Below are 14,763 nucleotides of genomic sequence, written 5' to 3' on the forward strand. Positions count from 1 at the left end.
ATTAGCTTGGCTGCGTCTGGGCGCGATAGGTAATGCGTCCAGACTTGCGGCGAGCCCGGACAATTCGGCCGAGGAAAAACATCGCGGTAGCCCACACAGTGATGCCCAGGGCAGGAACAGCGACGGCGATGATGCCGACATCGAGTGGGGTCATCGTCCGATGCTACGAGAATTTGGTGTACCTACACCAGGCGGAGGTGGGTTCTCATGCTGGCTAGCTGTTTAACCAGCACGAGTCGACGCTCTGAGAGTCGCCGAATGGCGTCGACGTCACCTGCGAGTTGGGCACGGTTCAGTAGAAACTGACACGTGTCCAGTTGATCCCTGAGGTTCATCCGTTGCCGCCACCTTCGATCACGTTGTAGGTACGTTTTGACACTGTCAGTGGAAGGCGTGATGTGCGCGGGCAGAATTACCTACATAGGTACCTACTTTTTCTGATCCTGCGCTCGCAAAATCAGGAATCAGTTTGTGCGTCTCGGTGAGCCGCGTTACATCGTTATTCGATCTGTAGTTACATATGTTGGTCATGTGTCACAATCGCGACATGTTGATTGTTGAAATTTTGACGGGCTGGACGGCAACCGCCGCGTTCCTTGCTGTTTGGTTAGGCCGCGCTATCAATCATGCTGATGCGGAAGGAGCGCTCCGCGCCTGGCGGTGATCAAACTTGGCGGTGGGCTACCGCAGCGCCCGGTATGCGATCCAAAATATCAAATGCCTTCTTGCTCATACGAATTGAATTTTCGTATGTAGACGAATCCGCCAGCATCGATGAAGTTCAACCCAGTCGCACCAAACCCGTTCCCGATTCATCGGGGGCGGGGCATCGAGCAATTCTGGGCGGAGTTACTTGCGATACCGGTCGATGAATCTGGTAAGCAATTCGACACGTACAGGGTTGATGCAATGCACGTGGATCTCCCTCGGCCACACACTGTTTTCGCGCATCCAGCGAATGACCGAGCGTGTGGTGTCATCGCCGCCCAGGTTGTAATCAAGAGAGACTCGTTCCACCATGCCGAAACAGAGTGCGTCGATAGCTCCGGAACTGGTCTTTGCCCACGTCCACCCATCTGGCGGTTTCCGTAAGTTGTCGACCCAGAGGTTCATTGTGTATCCGTGGCTATGTTCGGTTGCATTGCTAACCATCTCCCGAAACGGGGGCGAAAGTCCAGCACCTAAGGTGGGCGAGTCGCAAGTGCTGTCAGTCCCGAAGTCTGTGGGGTGTTAGTCGGTCGGGGTAAGCGACCTAAGGAGTTCCTCCCAACAGTCGCTGCGTGTGAGCAACTCTGGGCAGCCTGCAAATACGAATCGGCTGCCATCTGTCCCGATCGTCTTGTTCGGAAACCTGGCACGAACCTGTGCGCAGGCCTACGGTTAGGAATGCGAGGCAAGACATGAGGGGTCAGCTCAGCACGGAAAGAGGGTCCCCACGTTGTGTGCTCAACGCGGATGACGACAAAGGCCCCCACTCTCAGCGACTGAGAGTGGGGGCATCGTTCATTGAAGCGAAATCCCCCGACATGGAAGAAGTCCCGAACGACATCGGTTCCTGTGGGCTGTGTGCTCAACCGGCAAGAACCTGAACCGCGCGGTTGCGAGGCCGCATGCTCGCCCCGGCCGTCGCGGCCTGCGAGTCATGTACCCACTTGGCCGTGATCGAAACGAGACCTATGCAGCCCTGCCCGCTAGTTGCCCTGCGTGAGCAATTCTGTGCGGTGGGCTCTTCCAATCCAGTGCGCCCCGGTCGGGTGAAACCGGGGGTGAACCCGCCACCAAAACTGGACCACAGTCCGACAGAGCCAGACAACCCATGGCACACTCCCAGCTATGTGGTGGATTGTCGGAATTGTCGCCGTTTGGATCGTCGTAGGTGCGTTGTCCGCGGTCTGGATCGGCCGCGCAATCAGCCACACCGACCTCGAAGAATCAGCCGCCGAACTGCGGCGAGCAGAAAGGCGTGAGATGCGGCACGCCGGATGCGACAAGCCCCGCCAGGGTGACTAAGTTCGAACCTTGGATCTGTGCCCACGTCGCGCCGGTTCACATGAGCGTAAGTGACTCTCCCACAGCGCTCAGTGCCCTATTTGTCGCATCGGACATCAAAGTGCGACCAGACGTTCCATGCTGAACCGTGAGCCCGGCATTGGCCGCCGACACGTAAGCGAGTGCCGCGTTGGCATACGAGGTGACTTTCGACGGCCTAGACAGCGATGAGCTACCCGCGTTCGGGTTCTCCGACGGATAGCGCCAAGACAACCCTCGATGTCTACGGGCACGGCCCGACGCAGACGAGTCCACCCGCTCTGCGATCGATGCTGGGATCGCGAAGCGGGTGGACTCGGCTAAAGGTACTGCGGACGGAGGGCTAGACCTGCGAACTGCTGTGCAGGCCAGCCACTCCACCGGGATCACACGTCGTAGTAGAGCTCGAACTCGTACGGGTGCGGACGCAGGTTGACGGGAGCGATTTCCTGCTCGCGCTTGAGCGAGATCCAGGTCTCGATCAGGTCGGTGGTGAAGACGCCACCCTCGGTCAGGTACTCGTGATCTGCTTCGAGGCGGTTGATAACCGTCTCGAGGCTGGTCGGAGCCTGCGGGATGTTGCGAGCCTCCTCCGGGGGAAGCTCGTAGAGGTCCTTGTCGACCGGAGCCATCGGCTCGATCTTGTTCTTGATGCCGTCCAGGCCGGCCATCATCTGTGCAGCGAAGTTGAGGTACGGGTTACCCGAGGAGTCGGGTGCGCGGAACTCGAGACGCTTGGCCTTCGGGTTGTTGCCCGTGATCGGGATACGGACAGCTGCCGAGCGGTTGCGCTGGCTGTACACGAGGTTGATGGGAGCTTCGTAGCCCGGCACCAGACGGTGGTACGAGTTGATGGTCGGGTTGGTGAAGGCCAACAGCGACGGAGCGTGGTGCAGGATGCCGCCGATGTAGTGGCGAGCCATGTCCGAGAGGCCTGCATAGCCGGACTCGTCGTGGAAGAGGGGCTTGCCGTCCTTCCACAGGGACTGGTGGACGTGCATGCCCGAACCGTTGTCACCGAAGAGCGGCTTCGGCATGAAGGTGGCGGACTTGCCGTGCTGCCAGCAGGTGTTCTTGACGATGTACTTGAAGAGCTGCAGGTCGTCAGCAGCTGCAAGCAGCGTGTTGAACTTGTAGTTGATCTCCTGCTGTCCGCCGGTGCCGACCTCGTGGTGGCCGCGCTCGAGCTCGAAGCCCGCGTTGGTCAGGTTGGTGGAGATTTCGTCGCGCAGGTCCACGTAGTGGTCGTACGGAGCGACGGGGAAGTAGCCACCCTTGGCGCGAACCTTGTAGCCGAGGTTGGGGGAGCCGTCGGCGTTGGTCTCAGCGCCGGTGTTCCAGGAACCGGAAACCGAATCCAGCTCGTAGAAAGCGGAGTTCATGCCGGAGTCGTAACGAACCGAGTCGAAGATGTAGAACTCGGCCTCGGCGCCGAAGAATGCGGTGTCCGCGATGCCGGTGCTGACCAAGTACTCCTCGGCCTTGCGGGCAACGTTGCGCGGGTCGCGGCTGTAGGACTCACGGGTGAACGGATCGTGGACGAAGAAGTTGATGTTGAGGGTCTTCGCCTTGCGGAAAGGGTCGATCTGGGCCGTGGTGACGTCAGGGAGCAACATCATGTCGGATTCGTGAATCGACTGGAACCCGCGGACGGACGAACCGTCGAACGCAAGGCCGTCTTCGAACACGTCCTGGTTGAAAGCAGACGCGGGAATCGAGAAGTGCTGCTGCACGCCAGGCAAGTCGCTGAAGCGAATGTCGACGTACTCGATGTTCTCGTCCGCGATGTACTTTATGACCTCTTCGGCCGTGGTGAATGCCACGCTTGTGCTCCTTAAGTCGCTTCAGCCAACTGTTATGAAAGGTTGAATCCGTCGAGCCAGACGGTAGGTATCTGGTGTTGCCCGCTCGTCAACCCTTTGTTTCGGCAGTGTTACACGTCGTATTGTCCTGGGGATTTCCGAAATCTGTGTGATCAGCTGCACAGTTAAAACACGGCAATCTGGACTACGGTGCTACGACGCCTATCCTGGACAGCATGGCACGTATCACCGGAACTTGGCTCTCGGGGCCGCAAGCAGCTTTGCCGAAGAACGCCGACGGACGTGAGCAGGCGTACCGCGGCGAGAACCTTGGCTTCCCGCAGGACGGCCCGGGATCGCTTGTCGGCTCCGGCCGACGACTCGGCGCGCTCATGATCGACTGGGTGATGGCGGTCGGCGTTGCCTCACTGATCACCGGAGATTTTTTCGACGGCCAGACGTCGACCATCACCTTGATCGTGTGGTTCATCGTGGGCGTGCTCACCGTGACCCTGTTCAACTTCACTCCCGGGCAATTTGTCATGGGCCTGCAGGTGGCGCGAATCGAAGGACCCATCCGGGTCGGCTTCGTTCGAGCTCTCGCTCGCCAGGCGCTCCTTGTGTTTGTCATCCCGGCAACTATCACCGACATCGACGGACGCGGAATGCAGGACCGGGCGACGGGCACGCTTCTGGTTCGCTCGCGCTGACAATTCGATCGAACAAAAAATGACCCGAGTCCATGACGGACTCGGGTCATTTTTGTATGCGCGGAATCAGCGGCGACGAATCGTGCGCTGCATACCCTTCATCTTTGCGCCGCCGGGCATCGGGCCCTTCGGCAAGGCTGCTCCGCCGCCGCGTGCGCTCAATGCTGCGAGGCGGCCCTCGATGTTGTCCATGCGCTTGGTATCGATGTTGCGCGGCAGCTTGTTCAGGTAACGCTGCAACTGCGAGAGCGGAACCTGGCCCTCGTCGTTGCCGATGATGATGTCGTAGATCGGGGTGTCGCCGATGAGGCGGGCAGTCTTCTTCTTCTCCTGCGCGAGGAGGCTCTTGACGCGTTGCGGAGAACCCTCGGCGACGAGGATGACGCCCGGCCGTCCGACAACACGGTGAACAGCGTCGAGCTGGGTGGTGCCGGCGACGGCGTTCGTGACGCGCCACGCGCCCTGCATGTTGTCCAGCGCCCAGGCAGCTGCGCCGGCCTGGCCTTCAGCCTTCTTGTACACCGATTTCTGCACGCGGCGACCGAAGATGATGAAGGCACCGAGAATGCCGAGAACGAGGCCGATCGGCAGCAGGAACCACTCGATGCCCCAGATGAGACCGACCAGGAAGAAGACCAGAGCAGCACCCACCAGGGTGCCGATCATCAGCGGCAGAAGGAGCTTGTCGTCCTTGCGCTGCATCTGGAATGCCTGCCAGAGCTGGGTTCTGCGTTCCTTGGAAGCCTGCTTGCGGGCAGCCTTCGCTGCAGCCTTTGCCTCTTTGGTGGGTTTGCCCTTACCGGATTTGCTGCCGTTCGCCATGTGACCAGGATACGTCCATTGCTGTGCGCCTTTACTAACCGCCCGCGGTTAATAAAGACGCACAGCAAAAAGTGGATCAGCGGGCCAGGCGCGCCATGAGTGAACTGGCTTCCTGGGAAGCGTCTCCGCCCTCGGTGAGATGGCGCTGTGCCTCGGGGAGTTCGCGGCCGTGATGGGCCATGGCCTGCGCGTACAGGCGTCCGGCGCGGTACGACGAGCGAACGAGCGGTCCGGCCATGACGCCGGCGAAACCCATCTCTTCTGCAGCCTTGGAGTGCTCGACGAACTCTTCGGGCTTGACCCATCGCTCGACGGGGTGGTGCCGCGGTGAGGGACGCAGGTACTGGGTGATGGTGAGGATGTCGCAACCGGCAGCGTGCAGATCGGCCATCGCTTCGGTGACCTCTTCGGGGGTTTCGCCCATGCCGAGGATGAGATTGGACTTGGTGACCAGTCCGTACTCGCGGGCGGCGGTGATGACGTCGAGGCTGCGCTGGTACCGGAAGGCCGGGCGGATCCGCTTGAAGATGCGGGGGACGGTCTCGAGGTTGTGCGCGAGTACCTCGGGACGCGAGGCGAAGACCTCGTCGAGAAGTTCAGGTTTGCCGTTGAAGTCCGGCACCAGGTTCTCGACGCCGGTGCCCGGGTTGAGTTCGTGGATCTTGCGGACGGTTTCGGCGTAGAGCCAGGCGCCGCCGTCGGGGAGGTCGTCGCGGGCGACGCCGGTGATCGTGGAGTACCGAAGTCCCATGGCCTGAACACTTTCGGCGACGCGACGTGGTTCGTCGCGGTCGAGGGCCTCGGGCTTGCCGGTGTCGATCTGGCAGAAGTCGCAGCGGCGGGTGCACTGCTCGCCGCCGATGAGGAAGGTGGCTTCGCGGTCTTCCCAGCATTCGTAGATGTTGGGGCAGCCTGCTTCTTCGCAGACGGTGTGCAAACCTTCGCGCTTGACCAGGCCCTTGAGCTCCGAGTACTCGGGGCCCATTTTTGCTCGGGTCTTGATCCAGTTGGGTTTGCGTTCGATGGGTGTCTCCGCGTTTCGGATCTCGAGGCGGAGCAGCTTACGGCCTTGTGGGGCGAGCGAAGCGACGGGGGGATTACCGGGGGCGATAGTCACGGGGACGATCCTACGCCCGGTGATTACTGCAACAGGGTTCGGGCGAGCCCGTCAGCTGTACTGAACGGTAGTAAAAGTCGGGGTAGGTGAGGCTTTCTCGAAGGTGACACGTTCGATGTCGCGCACTGTGACGGGCAAGTTTCCGTCCAGGGCGGCGATGATCGCTTCGGTGACCGCCGGAGTGACCTCGGCGACGGTGACGTCTCGGCCGAGTTCCTGCGACAGCGTCGTCACCCCGGCATCGCGAATGCCACACGGAATGATGTTGTCGAATCCGGTCAGGACCGAGTTGCAGTTCAGCGCAAAACCGTGCAGTGCGACGCCACGTTGGACGCGCACGCCGATGGCGGAAACCTTGCGTTCGGGCTTCCACTGGCCGCCAGACAGTTCAGCGGGTAACCACACACCTGAGCGGCCGTCGATTCGGCCACACGTCAGGCCCATGTCGGTGCAGACCGTGATCAGCGCTTCCTCGATGAGTCGGACATACCGCACGACGTCGACCGGTTCGGCGAGCTTCACGATCGGGTACCCGACCAGTTGACCAGGCCCGTGCCACGTGATTTTTCCGCCGCGATCGACATCGATGACGGGGGTGCCGTCGACGGGACGATCCGCGGGTTCGGTACGTCGTCCCGCCGTGTACACCGGAGGATGCTCGAGCAGGAGCAGTGTGTCCTGTCCGATGTTGTCTGCGCGCTCCGCAGCCAATTCGCGTTGGCGATCCCACGCTGCTGTGTAGTCGATCAATCCGAGATTGTCGACGGCGATCGGCAGTTGCGACAATCGTGCGGATCCGGCAGCGCTACTCATGGCACTAGAGATTACGCCCGATTGCCAACTCAATTCAGCGCGGCCGCCAGTGCTTCGCCGATTGTGTTGTGGCGGAACGTGAATCCCGCATTTTCGAGCACCGACGGTATAGCCCGTTGGCCGCCCAGGATGCCACTTTTCGCGAACTCGCCGATCAGAGCTTCGAGGGCGAACCCCGGCACGATCCACGGCGCCGGCCGATGCATGATGCGCGACATCGCGTCGTTGAACTGTGCATTGGTCACCGGCGCCGGTCCGGTCAGATTGACAGGACCTGAGAGCGCGGGATTGGTGAGAGTGAATTTGATTGCGTCGCACTCGTCTTCGAGTGAGATCCACGGAAAGTACTGGCGACCGTTGCCCAACCGTCCACCGAGGCCGAGTGAGTAGATCCGACGCAGACGCCCGAGCATTCCGCCATGCGGCGACAGGACTACACCCGACCGCAGGTTCACCACCCGAGCGCCGCCTTTGCCGGCCGGTTCGGTGGCGAGTTCCCAGTCACGACACGTTGTCGCGAGGAAATCGGTGCCGGCGGCCGAATCCTCGTCGACGATGCGGTCGCCGGTGTCGCCGTAGTAGCCGACGGCGCTGGCATTGGCGAGAACCGGAATCTTGGCCGTCGCGACGGCGTCGGCCAACACGTCTGTCGCACTGATGCGACTGTCACGAATCTCCTGCTTGTAGGAACCGGACCACCGTTTGTCGCCGATCCCGACGCCACAGAGATTGACGACGGCATCAGCGCCGTGCAGCACTGACGTGTCGAGGCGGTCACGATTGGGGTCCCATCGGGACTCGTCGGGACCGGTGGTCGGGCGACGCACCAGACGCACCACATCGTGGTTGTCCGAGCGCAACGAGGACACCAAGGCCGTTCCGATCAGACCGGACGAACCGGCGACGACTACTCGCATTCGGAAAATGCCTCCTTCGATCCAGCGGGGTTCTCTCTCCGACCGTACTGAAAAAGCCGAGGCGCCACCTCCTGATGGAGATGACGCCCCGGCCGGAACAACAGTTGCTTACAGACCCAGGTCAGCTTCGAACGAGGCTTCTTCCAACCGCTGCTTGACAGTGGTGAGGAATCGGCCGGCGTCGGCGCCGTCCACCAGACGGTGGTCGTAAGTCAGCGGCAAGTAGATCATCGAACGAACGCCGATGGACTCGTTGCCGTTTTCGTCGGTGACCACCATCGGACGCTTCACAATCGCGCCGGTTCCGAGCATGGCTGCCTGCGGCGGGACCAGGATCGGGGTGTCGAACAGCGCGCCCTGGCTGCCGATGTTGGTGATCGTGAACGTTCCACCCGACAGCTCGTCCGGCTTCAGGCCGCCCGAACGTGCGCGCTTCGCGATGTCCGCGATGGCGCGAGCCAAGCCGGCCAAGCCGAGGTCACCGGCGTTGTGGATGACGGGGGAGAGCAGACCCTGATCGGTGTCGACTGCGATTCCGAGGTGCTCGGAGTCGTAGTACGTGATCTGCTTTGCCGTCTCGTCGTAGCTGGCATTGATGTTGGGATGCGACTTCAACGCCTCGACAACAGCCTTGGCGAAGAACGGGAGGAACGTCAGGTTGACGCCTTCACGCTCGATGAAGCCGGCCTTTGCACGGGCACGCAGCGCGACGATCTTGGTGACATCCACCTCGAAGGTCTGCGTGAGCTGTGCGGTGGTCTGCAGTGATTCACGGGTCTTGGTGGCCGTGATCTGGCGGATCCGGTTGGCCTTCTGCGTTGTTCCGCGCAGATGAGCCAGCTCGGGGCGGACGCCTGCAGTTGCCTTTGCTGCCGGAGCAGCTGCAGCAGCGGCGGGTGCTGACGGGGCAGCAGCGGCCGGAGCCTTCTTGGCTTCTGCGGCGGCAAGAACATCCTGCTTACGGATGCGTCCACCGACGCCGGTGCCGGTAACAGTGGCGAGGTCGACGCCGTTGTCGTTGGCAAGCTTGCGGACCAGCGGGGTCACGTACGGGCTGCTGTCACCCGATGCTGCGGCGGCTGCCGGGGCAGCCGGTGCGGCTGCGGGAGCTGCGGGAGCCGGAGCTGCCGGTGCTTCGGCCTTGGGTGCGGGAGCGGCCGGTGCTTCGGCCTTGGGCGCCGGAGCGGCGGGTGCTGCCGGTGCCGGTGCTGCGGGAGCCGCCGGTGCTGCAGCTGCGGGAGCGCCGGATCCGATGACGGCCAGCTGGCCACCGATGTCTACGGTGTCGTCCTCGTTGGCGCTGATCTCGAGAAGAATCCCGGCAACAGGCGACGGGATCTCCGTGTCGACCTTGTCGGTGGAAACCTCGAGAAGCGGTTCGTCGACGGCAACTTCGTCGCCCACGGCCTTGAGCCAACGGGTGACGGTTCCTTCGGTGACAGACTCGCCGAGGGCGGGCATCGTCACGGGGGTGCCTTCGGCTCCGCTGCTGGGAGCGGCTGCCGGTGCTTCAGCTGCCGGTGCGGGAGCTGCTTCTTCTGCGGGTGCCTCTGCGGCCGGCTCTTCAGCGGCGGGCGCCGGTGTTTCTTCTGCGGGTGCTTCACCAGCTTCGCCGATAACAGCGAGCTCGCCACCGATATCCACGGTGTCGTCTTCCTGCGCGACAATCTTGGTCAGGACGCCGGCGACCGGAGATGGAATCTCGGTGTCGACCTTGTCCGTGGAGACTTCGAGCAAGGGTTCGTCGACTTCGACCGTGTCTCCTTCCTGCTTGAGCCACCGTGTGACAGTTCCTTCGGTGACGCTCTCACCTAGGGCTGGCATCTGGACGGAGAAGGCCATGTCTTTTGACTCCTCGACAGTTGTGTTCGGGTTGTTTTATTTGTCGACTTGTGGTCGTTAGTGCATTGTGCTCGAGTTGCGCGCGACGTGCGGCTACTTGTAGCTATTTTGTGCCGATGTCGACGCGCGGGCGCGGCGTCACCGTCGTTCATCTTTCCATTGATACGCCGGGCGCGTCCGCTGAGGGGGATGCCACCGGGTTTCGGTGTGTCGCTACTCGTCAGTAGGTGGAGCGTGTAACGCGCGTATGGGACCAAACGGTATGTCTTGTGCCGGTGACAGCAGTTGAATGCTGGCAAACTTGACATACGGCCGGGGTTCTTCCGCGGTCTCGGCACCGAGGAGGGATCCACGCGTGGGGTTGTTCGATCGATTCAAACGCCGACCCAGTGCAGGGCAACTGGCAGCCCAGAGCGACGCAGAGCATCTGGCCAACTGGGCCCATGAGCACGAAGGCGTCGAGGCCTTCGTGGAGCCGGAAACAACCGTCACCGAGGTCACTGTCGTCCTGGTCGACAAGTCCGGGGAATGGACGCGTCGCCGGGTAGGTGGCGAGCGTGGTGCCCGCAAACTTGGTCAGGATCTGAAAATTCCCGTGTACGACGTCCGTAAAACGGGATATCCACAGCGCATGCGCGATCACGACGAGCGTCTGCGCATCGAACGCAAACGTGCTCGCACGCAGGAATTGCGGGACGGGAGCTGACCGGCTGTGCGCCTTGATTAACCGCGGGAGGTTAATCAAGGCGCACAGCGAAGAGGTCAGCCGTTGACCGAAATGTCCTCGAGGACCGAGATCATCGTGCGAACCGGAACACCCGTGCCGCCCTTACCCGTGTAACCCCACGGGCCGGAAGTGTTGTAGGCCGGGCCGGCAACGTCGATGTGCGCCCACTGCACGCCCTCGGGAACAAATTCCTTCAGGTAGTGAGCTGCCGCGAGCATGCCGCCCCAACGGTGCGGAGTGACGTTCGCCATGTCGGCAACCTTGGAATCGAGATCGCCGCGCAGTTCTTCCGGCAGCGGCATCGCCCAGGCGTTCTCGCCGATGCTCTGCGAGATGGATGCAACACGGTCGCGGAATTCGTCGGTTCCCATGACACCGGGAGTGCGGTTGCCGAGGGCGACCATCTGCGCACCGGTCAGCGTGGCGGTGTCGATCATGTAGTCGGGGTTGTCTTCGCCGGCGCGAACCATGGCGTCGGCGAGGACCAAGCGGCCCTCCGCGTCGGTGTTGATGACCTCGACGGTGATTCCGCCGTACTGCGTCAGCACGTCGCCGGGACGCTGGGCGGTGGCCGACGGCATGTTCTCCGCCATCGGGATGTAGGCGACGACGTTGACGGGCAGGCCGAGCTTCGCGGCGAGAACCACGGTCGCGATGACGGCCGCTGCGCCGCCCATGTCGGAGGTCATGTTCTCCATGCCTGCGGCCGGCTTGATGGAGATTCCGCCGGTGTCGAACGTGATGCCCTTGCCGACGAGCGCGACCTTGGACGCGCCGCGCTTCTTCGACGCGTACTCCATCCGGACGAGACGAGGCTGTCGTGACGATCCCTTGCCCACGCCGAGGATTCCGCCGTAGCCGCCCTTGGCGAGTGCCTTCTCGTCCAGAATCTGGACCGTCAGACCGGCCTCGATGCCGAGTGCCTTGGCGCGGTCCGCGAACTCCGCCGGGTAGAGGTGGCTGGGGGGAGTGTTGACGAATTCGCGTGCGGTTGCGACTGCCTCGGCGATAGCGGCCGAACGAGTCAGGGTTGCTTTGGTTTCCTTGGCGCGCGGCGACGGGACAAGAAGCTCGACGCGGGCGAGGGGTTGCGCGTCGGGTCCGGGCGCGGACTTCGACGACTTGAATTCGGTGAAGGTGTACGCGCCGAGCGCAAAGCCTTCGACTGCGGCGGCGAGGTCGAGGACGGACAGCGTCGTCGCTGCTGTGTCGATTCCCGATAGTGCGCGTGCAGCGGCGCCGGCCGACTTACGGATCTGCTCGCTGCCCAGCTTCTCAGCCGAACCGAGGCCGACGGCGAGAACGCTGACCACGGGGAGATCGCTCGGCGCGGGGATTCGAGTGAGCTGCTCCGGCTTGCCCGTTGCGCCGACGGCGATGAGGCTGTCGAGTACTTCGGCCAGAACATCCTCGTCGACGATGCCTTCGCTGAGTGCGAGTTCGGGGCCGTCGGGACCCGATGTGAGACCGACCACCAATACGTCGGCGCGCTTGCCGAGCTTTCCGGCGAGAACCAGGTCGGGTCCCAATGATCGGGCTGTGCGAGTGCTCAAGATGTCTCCTGCGTGGTGAGTGTGCGATGCGTCCGGTTCGGGCGGACGCCTGAGTTGATGGTAGGCCCAGAGCCCCCGGTGCGTGTCTGCGGCGAACATGTTTCGGTGACGGAAGTCCGATAGGTTGTGGGCCATGACCGACGAACAACTCTTGCAGGGTCCGATCCACGCTGTGCACGTCGAACTGGGTGCGACGTTTGCCCCGTTCGGTGGCTGGCAGATGCCGGTGTCGTACGCCGGCGTAGTAGCCGAACACACTTCTGTCCGTGAGAATGTCGGCCTGTTCGACGTCAGTCACCTCGGCAAGGCCGTGGTGCGGGGCACCGGTGCTGCGGAGTTCGTGAACTCGGCGCTGACCAACGATTTGGGCAAGATCGGTCCGGGCAAGGCGCAATACACGTTGTGCTGCAACGAGTCCGGTGGAGTTATCGACGATTTGATCGTCTACTACGTCAGTGACGAGGAGATCTTCCTCGTGCCGAATGCGGCAAACACGGCAGATGTTGTTGCCGCGATGGTGGCGCTCGCGCCGGACGGAATCACCATCGAAGATCAGCATCGTGAATACGGCGTGTTGGCCGTGCAGGGTCCGAAGTCGGTTGACGTTCTGACTGCGCTGGGCTTGCCTACCGACATCGAGTACATGGCGTTCGAGGACGCTACGTGGAATGGTGTTCCGGTTCGCGTGTGCCGCAGTGGCTACACGGGCGAGGTCGGTTACGAACTTCTGCCGCGCTGGGCCGACAGTGAGCCGCTGTTCCGCGCGCTTCTCGAGGTTGTCGAAGCTCAGGGTGGGCAGGCCGCGGGACTCGGCGCGCGCGACACCCTGCGTACCGAGATGGGCTATCCGCTGCACGGGCATGAGCTTTCGCTCGAAATCTCACCCCTCGAAGCTCGCTGCGGCTGGGCTGTCGGCTGGAAGAAGCCCACGTTCTGGGGCAAGGAAACCCTGGTCGACGAGAAAGCGGCCGGCCCGGCGCGCAAGTTGTGGGGAATCAAGGCACTCGATCGTGGTGTGCTGCGTGCGGGGCTGAGCGTTCTGCGCGACGGCGAACCCGTCGGGGAGACCACGTCCGGAACGTTCTCGCCGACGCTCAAGGTCGGAATTGCGTTGGCGCTCCTCGATTCCGGTGTGGGAATCGCGGCCGGTGACGAGATCGAGGTCGACGTCCGCGGACGTGCGCTGCGGTGTGTTGTCGTGTCGCCGCCGTTTGTGGAGACCAGCACCAAGTAAGGGGATTGTGCGCGTTCGATAGGATTGCCGCCATGACTGGTGCCGCCAATTTCGTTCGTGTCCAGAGCTCGACCCCGAAGTCCGACGCCGAGCGCCGCGACATCTTGGCGGCGCCCGGTTTCGGGAAGTACTTCACCGATCACATGGTCTCCATCGATTACGCCGAGGGTAAGGGCTGGCATAACGGTCAGGTGTTGCCGTATGGAAACATCGAGCTCGACCCTGCGGCGATGGTCCTGCACTACGGTCAGGCCATCTTCGAAGGGCTCAAGGCTTACCGCCAGCCGAGCGGCGACATCAGCTCCTTCCGCGTCGAGGCCAACGCCGAGCGGTTCGGGGCTTCGGCCCGTCGCCTCGCGATGCCCGAGTTGCCGACCGAGATGTTCGTGGACTCCATCACCGAGCTGGTCGACGTCGACATCGAGTGGGTTCCGGCAGCGGGCGGCGAAGACGCCTTGTACCTGCGTCCGTTCATGTTCTCGACCGAAGCCGGCCTCGGTGTGCGTCCCGCCAAGGAATACCGCTACCTGCTGATCGCATCACCTGCCGGCGCGTACTTCCCGCGTGGCGTCAAGCCGGTCAGTGTGTGGCTGTCCACTGAATACGTGCGCGCAGCGCCCGGCGGAACGGGCGCTGCCAAGTTCGCAGGCAACTACGCAGCTTCACTCCTGGCCCAGGCTCAGGCTGCTGACGAAGGCTGCGACCAGGTGGTGTGGCTCGACGCCATCGAGCGCACGTATGTCGAGGAAATGGGAGGCATGAATCTGTTCTTCGTCTTCGGTTCCGGCCCCGATGCTCGCCTTGTCACTCCGTCGCTCTCGGGTTCGTTGTTGCCCGGTATCACCCGTAACTCACTGCTGACACTGGCAGCCGATTCGGGCTTTGCCGTCGAAGAGCGCAAGATCAGCACCGACGAGTGGCGCACCAAGTGCAAGAGCGGCGAGATTACCGAGGTATTCGCTTGCGGCACAGCGGCAGTCATCACGCCGGTCGGTCGCGTCAAGTCCGCCGAGGGTGAATTCACCATCGCCGACGGTGAGCCCGGCGAGGTCACCATGGCGCTGCGCGACACCCTCACCGGCATTCAGCGTGGCACGTTTGCCGACACCCACGGCTGGATGACCAAGCTTCACTAGTTCATTGCTCGCGCGGCGAGACGACTTCATTGCTCGCGCGGCGAGACGACTTCATTGCTCGC

14 protein-coding genes are annotated in these 14,763 nt (G+C 62.5%); 5 read left to right on the forward strand and 9 right to left on the reverse strand.

Annotated elements, in window-relative coordinates; all coding sequences use genetic code 11:
- Position 1: 1 nt before the first annotated feature.
- Positions 2-154 (reverse strand): hypothetical protein, encoded by a 153-nt coding sequence (locus FEZ60_RS11145; protein ID WP_172936114.1) that lies wholly within the window; start codon positions 152-154, stop codon positions 2-4.
- A gap of 695 nt (positions 155-849) precedes the next feature.
- Complete coding sequence (locus FEZ60_RS33100) at positions 850-1,152, reverse strand: cyclic-phosphate processing receiver domain-containing protein (protein ID WP_307718102.1); 303 nt, start codon at positions 1,150-1,152, stop codon at positions 850-852.
- A gap of 681 nt (positions 1,153-1,833) precedes the next feature.
- Here FEZ60_RS33100 and FEZ60_RS11150 point away from each other — a divergent pair.
- Positions 1,834-2,010 carry a hypothetical protein gene (locus tag FEZ60_RS11150; protein WP_162487763.1) on the forward strand — a complete coding sequence of 59 codons (177 nt, stop codon included), beginning with the start codon at positions 1,834-1,836 and terminating at the stop codon, positions 2,008-2,010.
- A 404-nt stretch (positions 2,011-2,414) separates the two neighbouring features.
- Here FEZ60_RS11150 and glnA read toward each other — a convergent pair whose 3' ends face one another.
- Entirely contained in the window at positions 2,415-3,851 is a 1,437-nt protein-coding gene (gene glnA, locus FEZ60_RS11155) for a type I glutamate--ammonia ligase (RefSeq protein ID WP_021344608.1), read from the reverse strand.
- A 215-nt stretch (positions 3,852-4,066) separates the two neighbouring features.
- Here glnA and FEZ60_RS11160 point away from each other — a divergent pair, with 215 nt between their 5' ends.
- Complete coding sequence (locus tag FEZ60_RS11160; RefSeq protein ID WP_033231048.1) at positions 4,067-4,540, forward strand: RDD family protein; 474 nt, start codon at positions 4,067-4,069, stop codon at positions 4,538-4,540.
- A 66-nt stretch (positions 4,541-4,606) separates the two neighbouring features.
- Here the strand turns inward: FEZ60_RS11160 and FEZ60_RS11165 are convergent, their stop codons facing one another.
- The 5 genes from FEZ60_RS11165 to sucB all read right to left on the reverse strand — a co-directional run bounded on the left by FEZ60_RS11165 (position 4,607) and on the right by sucB (position 10,051).
- Positions 4,607-5,362, reverse strand: coding sequence for a DUF4191 domain-containing protein (locus FEZ60_RS11165; RefSeq protein ID WP_033231047.1), 756 nt, complete (start codon positions 5,360-5,362; stop codon positions 4,607-4,609).
- A 76-nt stretch (positions 5,363-5,438) separates the two neighbouring features.
- Complete coding sequence (lipA, locus tag FEZ60_RS11170) at positions 5,439-6,479, reverse strand: lipoyl synthase (protein WP_258956821.1); 1,041 nt, start codon at positions 6,477-6,479, stop codon at positions 5,439-5,441.
- 51 nt (positions 6,480-6,530) lie between these two features.
- Positions 6,531-7,292, reverse strand: coding sequence for a lipoyl(octanoyl) transferase LipB (lipB, locus tag FEZ60_RS11175; protein WP_092800882.1), 762 nt, complete (start codon positions 7,290-7,292; stop codon positions 6,531-6,533).
- 29 nt (positions 7,293-7,321) lie between these two features.
- Positions 7,322-8,209, reverse strand: coding sequence for a TIGR01777 family oxidoreductase (locus FEZ60_RS11180; protein WP_172936115.1), 888 nt, complete (start codon positions 8,207-8,209; stop codon positions 7,322-7,324).
- A gap of 108 nt (positions 8,210-8,317) precedes the next feature.
- Positions 8,318-10,051 (reverse strand): 2-oxoglutarate dehydrogenase, E2 component, dihydrolipoamide succinyltransferase, encoded by a 1,734-nt coding sequence (gene sucB / locus FEZ60_RS11185; RefSeq protein WP_172936116.1) that lies wholly within the window; start codon positions 10,049-10,051, stop codon positions 8,318-8,320.
- Positions 10,052-10,406: 355 nt separating this feature from the next.
- Between sucB and FEZ60_RS11190 the strand changes: the two genes are divergently transcribed.
- On the forward strand, positions 10,407-10,757 hold the full coding sequence (locus tag FEZ60_RS11190) for a hypothetical protein (protein WP_033231043.1): 351 nt from the start codon (positions 10,407-10,409) through the stop codon (positions 10,755-10,757).
- A gap of 56 nt (positions 10,758-10,813) precedes the next feature.
- Here FEZ60_RS11190 and FEZ60_RS11195 read toward each other — a convergent pair whose 3' ends face one another.
- Positions 10,814-12,331, reverse strand: a complete 1,518-nt coding sequence (locus FEZ60_RS11195) for a leucyl aminopeptidase (protein ID WP_141484476.1) — start codon at positions 12,329-12,331, stop codon at positions 10,814-10,816.
- A 133-nt stretch (positions 12,332-12,464) separates the two neighbouring features.
- On the opposite strand from FEZ60_RS11195, the gene gcvT reads away from it, so the two are divergent.
- Positions 12,465-13,565, forward strand: a complete 1,101-nt coding sequence (gene gcvT, locus FEZ60_RS11200) for a glycine cleavage system aminomethyltransferase GcvT (protein ID WP_033231042.1) — start codon at positions 12,465-12,467, stop codon at positions 13,563-13,565.
- 32 nt (positions 13,566-13,597) lie between these two features.
- The gene (locus FEZ60_RS11205) at positions 13,598-14,701 is read left to right on the forward strand and encodes a branched-chain amino acid aminotransferase (protein WP_033231041.1); all 1,104 of its coding nucleotides are present in this window, start codon (positions 13,598-13,600) and stop codon (positions 14,699-14,701) included.
- Positions 14,702-14,763 lie beyond the last annotated feature (62 nt).

It is taken from the genome of Rhodococcus sp. MS16, assembly GCF_013277795.1.
Taxonomy (GTDB): domain Bacteria; phylum Actinomycetota; class Actinomycetes; order Mycobacteriales; family Mycobacteriaceae; genus Rhodococcus_F; species Rhodococcus_F globerula.

Bases quoted from the DNA above. Each gene is read 5' to 3' on its own strand.
- FEZ60_RS11160 (WP_033231048.1), top strand. From the start codon at position 4,067: ATGGCACGTATCACCGGAACTTGGCTCTCGGGGCCGCAAGCAGCTTTG.
- gcvT (WP_033231042.1), top strand. From the start codon at position 12,465: ATGACCGACGAACAACTCTTGCAGGGTCCGATCCACGCTGTGCACGTC.
- lipB (WP_092800882.1), bottom strand. From the start codon at position 7,292: ATGAGTAGCGCTGCCGGATCCGCACGATTGTCGCAACTGCCGATCGCC.
- FEZ60_RS11145 (WP_172936114.1), bottom strand. From the start codon at position 154: ATGACCCCACTCGATGTCGGCATCATCGCCGTCGCTGTTCCTGCCCTG.
- sucB (WP_172936116.1), bottom strand. From the start codon at position 10,051: ATGGCCTTCTCCGTCCAGATGCCAGCCCTAGGTGAGAGCGTCACCGAA.
- FEZ60_RS11205 (WP_033231041.1), top strand. From the start codon at position 13,598: ATGACTGGTGCCGCCAATTTCGTTCGTGTCCAGAGCTCGACCCCGAAG.
- FEZ60_RS33100 (WP_307718102.1), bottom strand. From the start codon at position 1,152: ATGGTTAGCAATGCAACCGAACATAGCCACGGATACACAATGAACCTC.
- FEZ60_RS11150 (WP_162487763.1), top strand. From the start codon at position 1,834: ATGTGGTGGATTGTCGGAATTGTCGCCGTTTGGATCGTCGTAGGTGCG.
- FEZ60_RS11180 (WP_172936115.1), bottom strand. From the start codon at position 8,209: ATGCGAGTAGTCGTCGCCGGTTCGTCCGGTCTGATCGGAACGGCCTTG.
- FEZ60_RS11165 (WP_033231047.1), bottom strand. From the start codon at position 5,362: ATGGCGAACGGCAGCAAATCCGGTAAGGGCAAACCCACCAAAGAGGCA.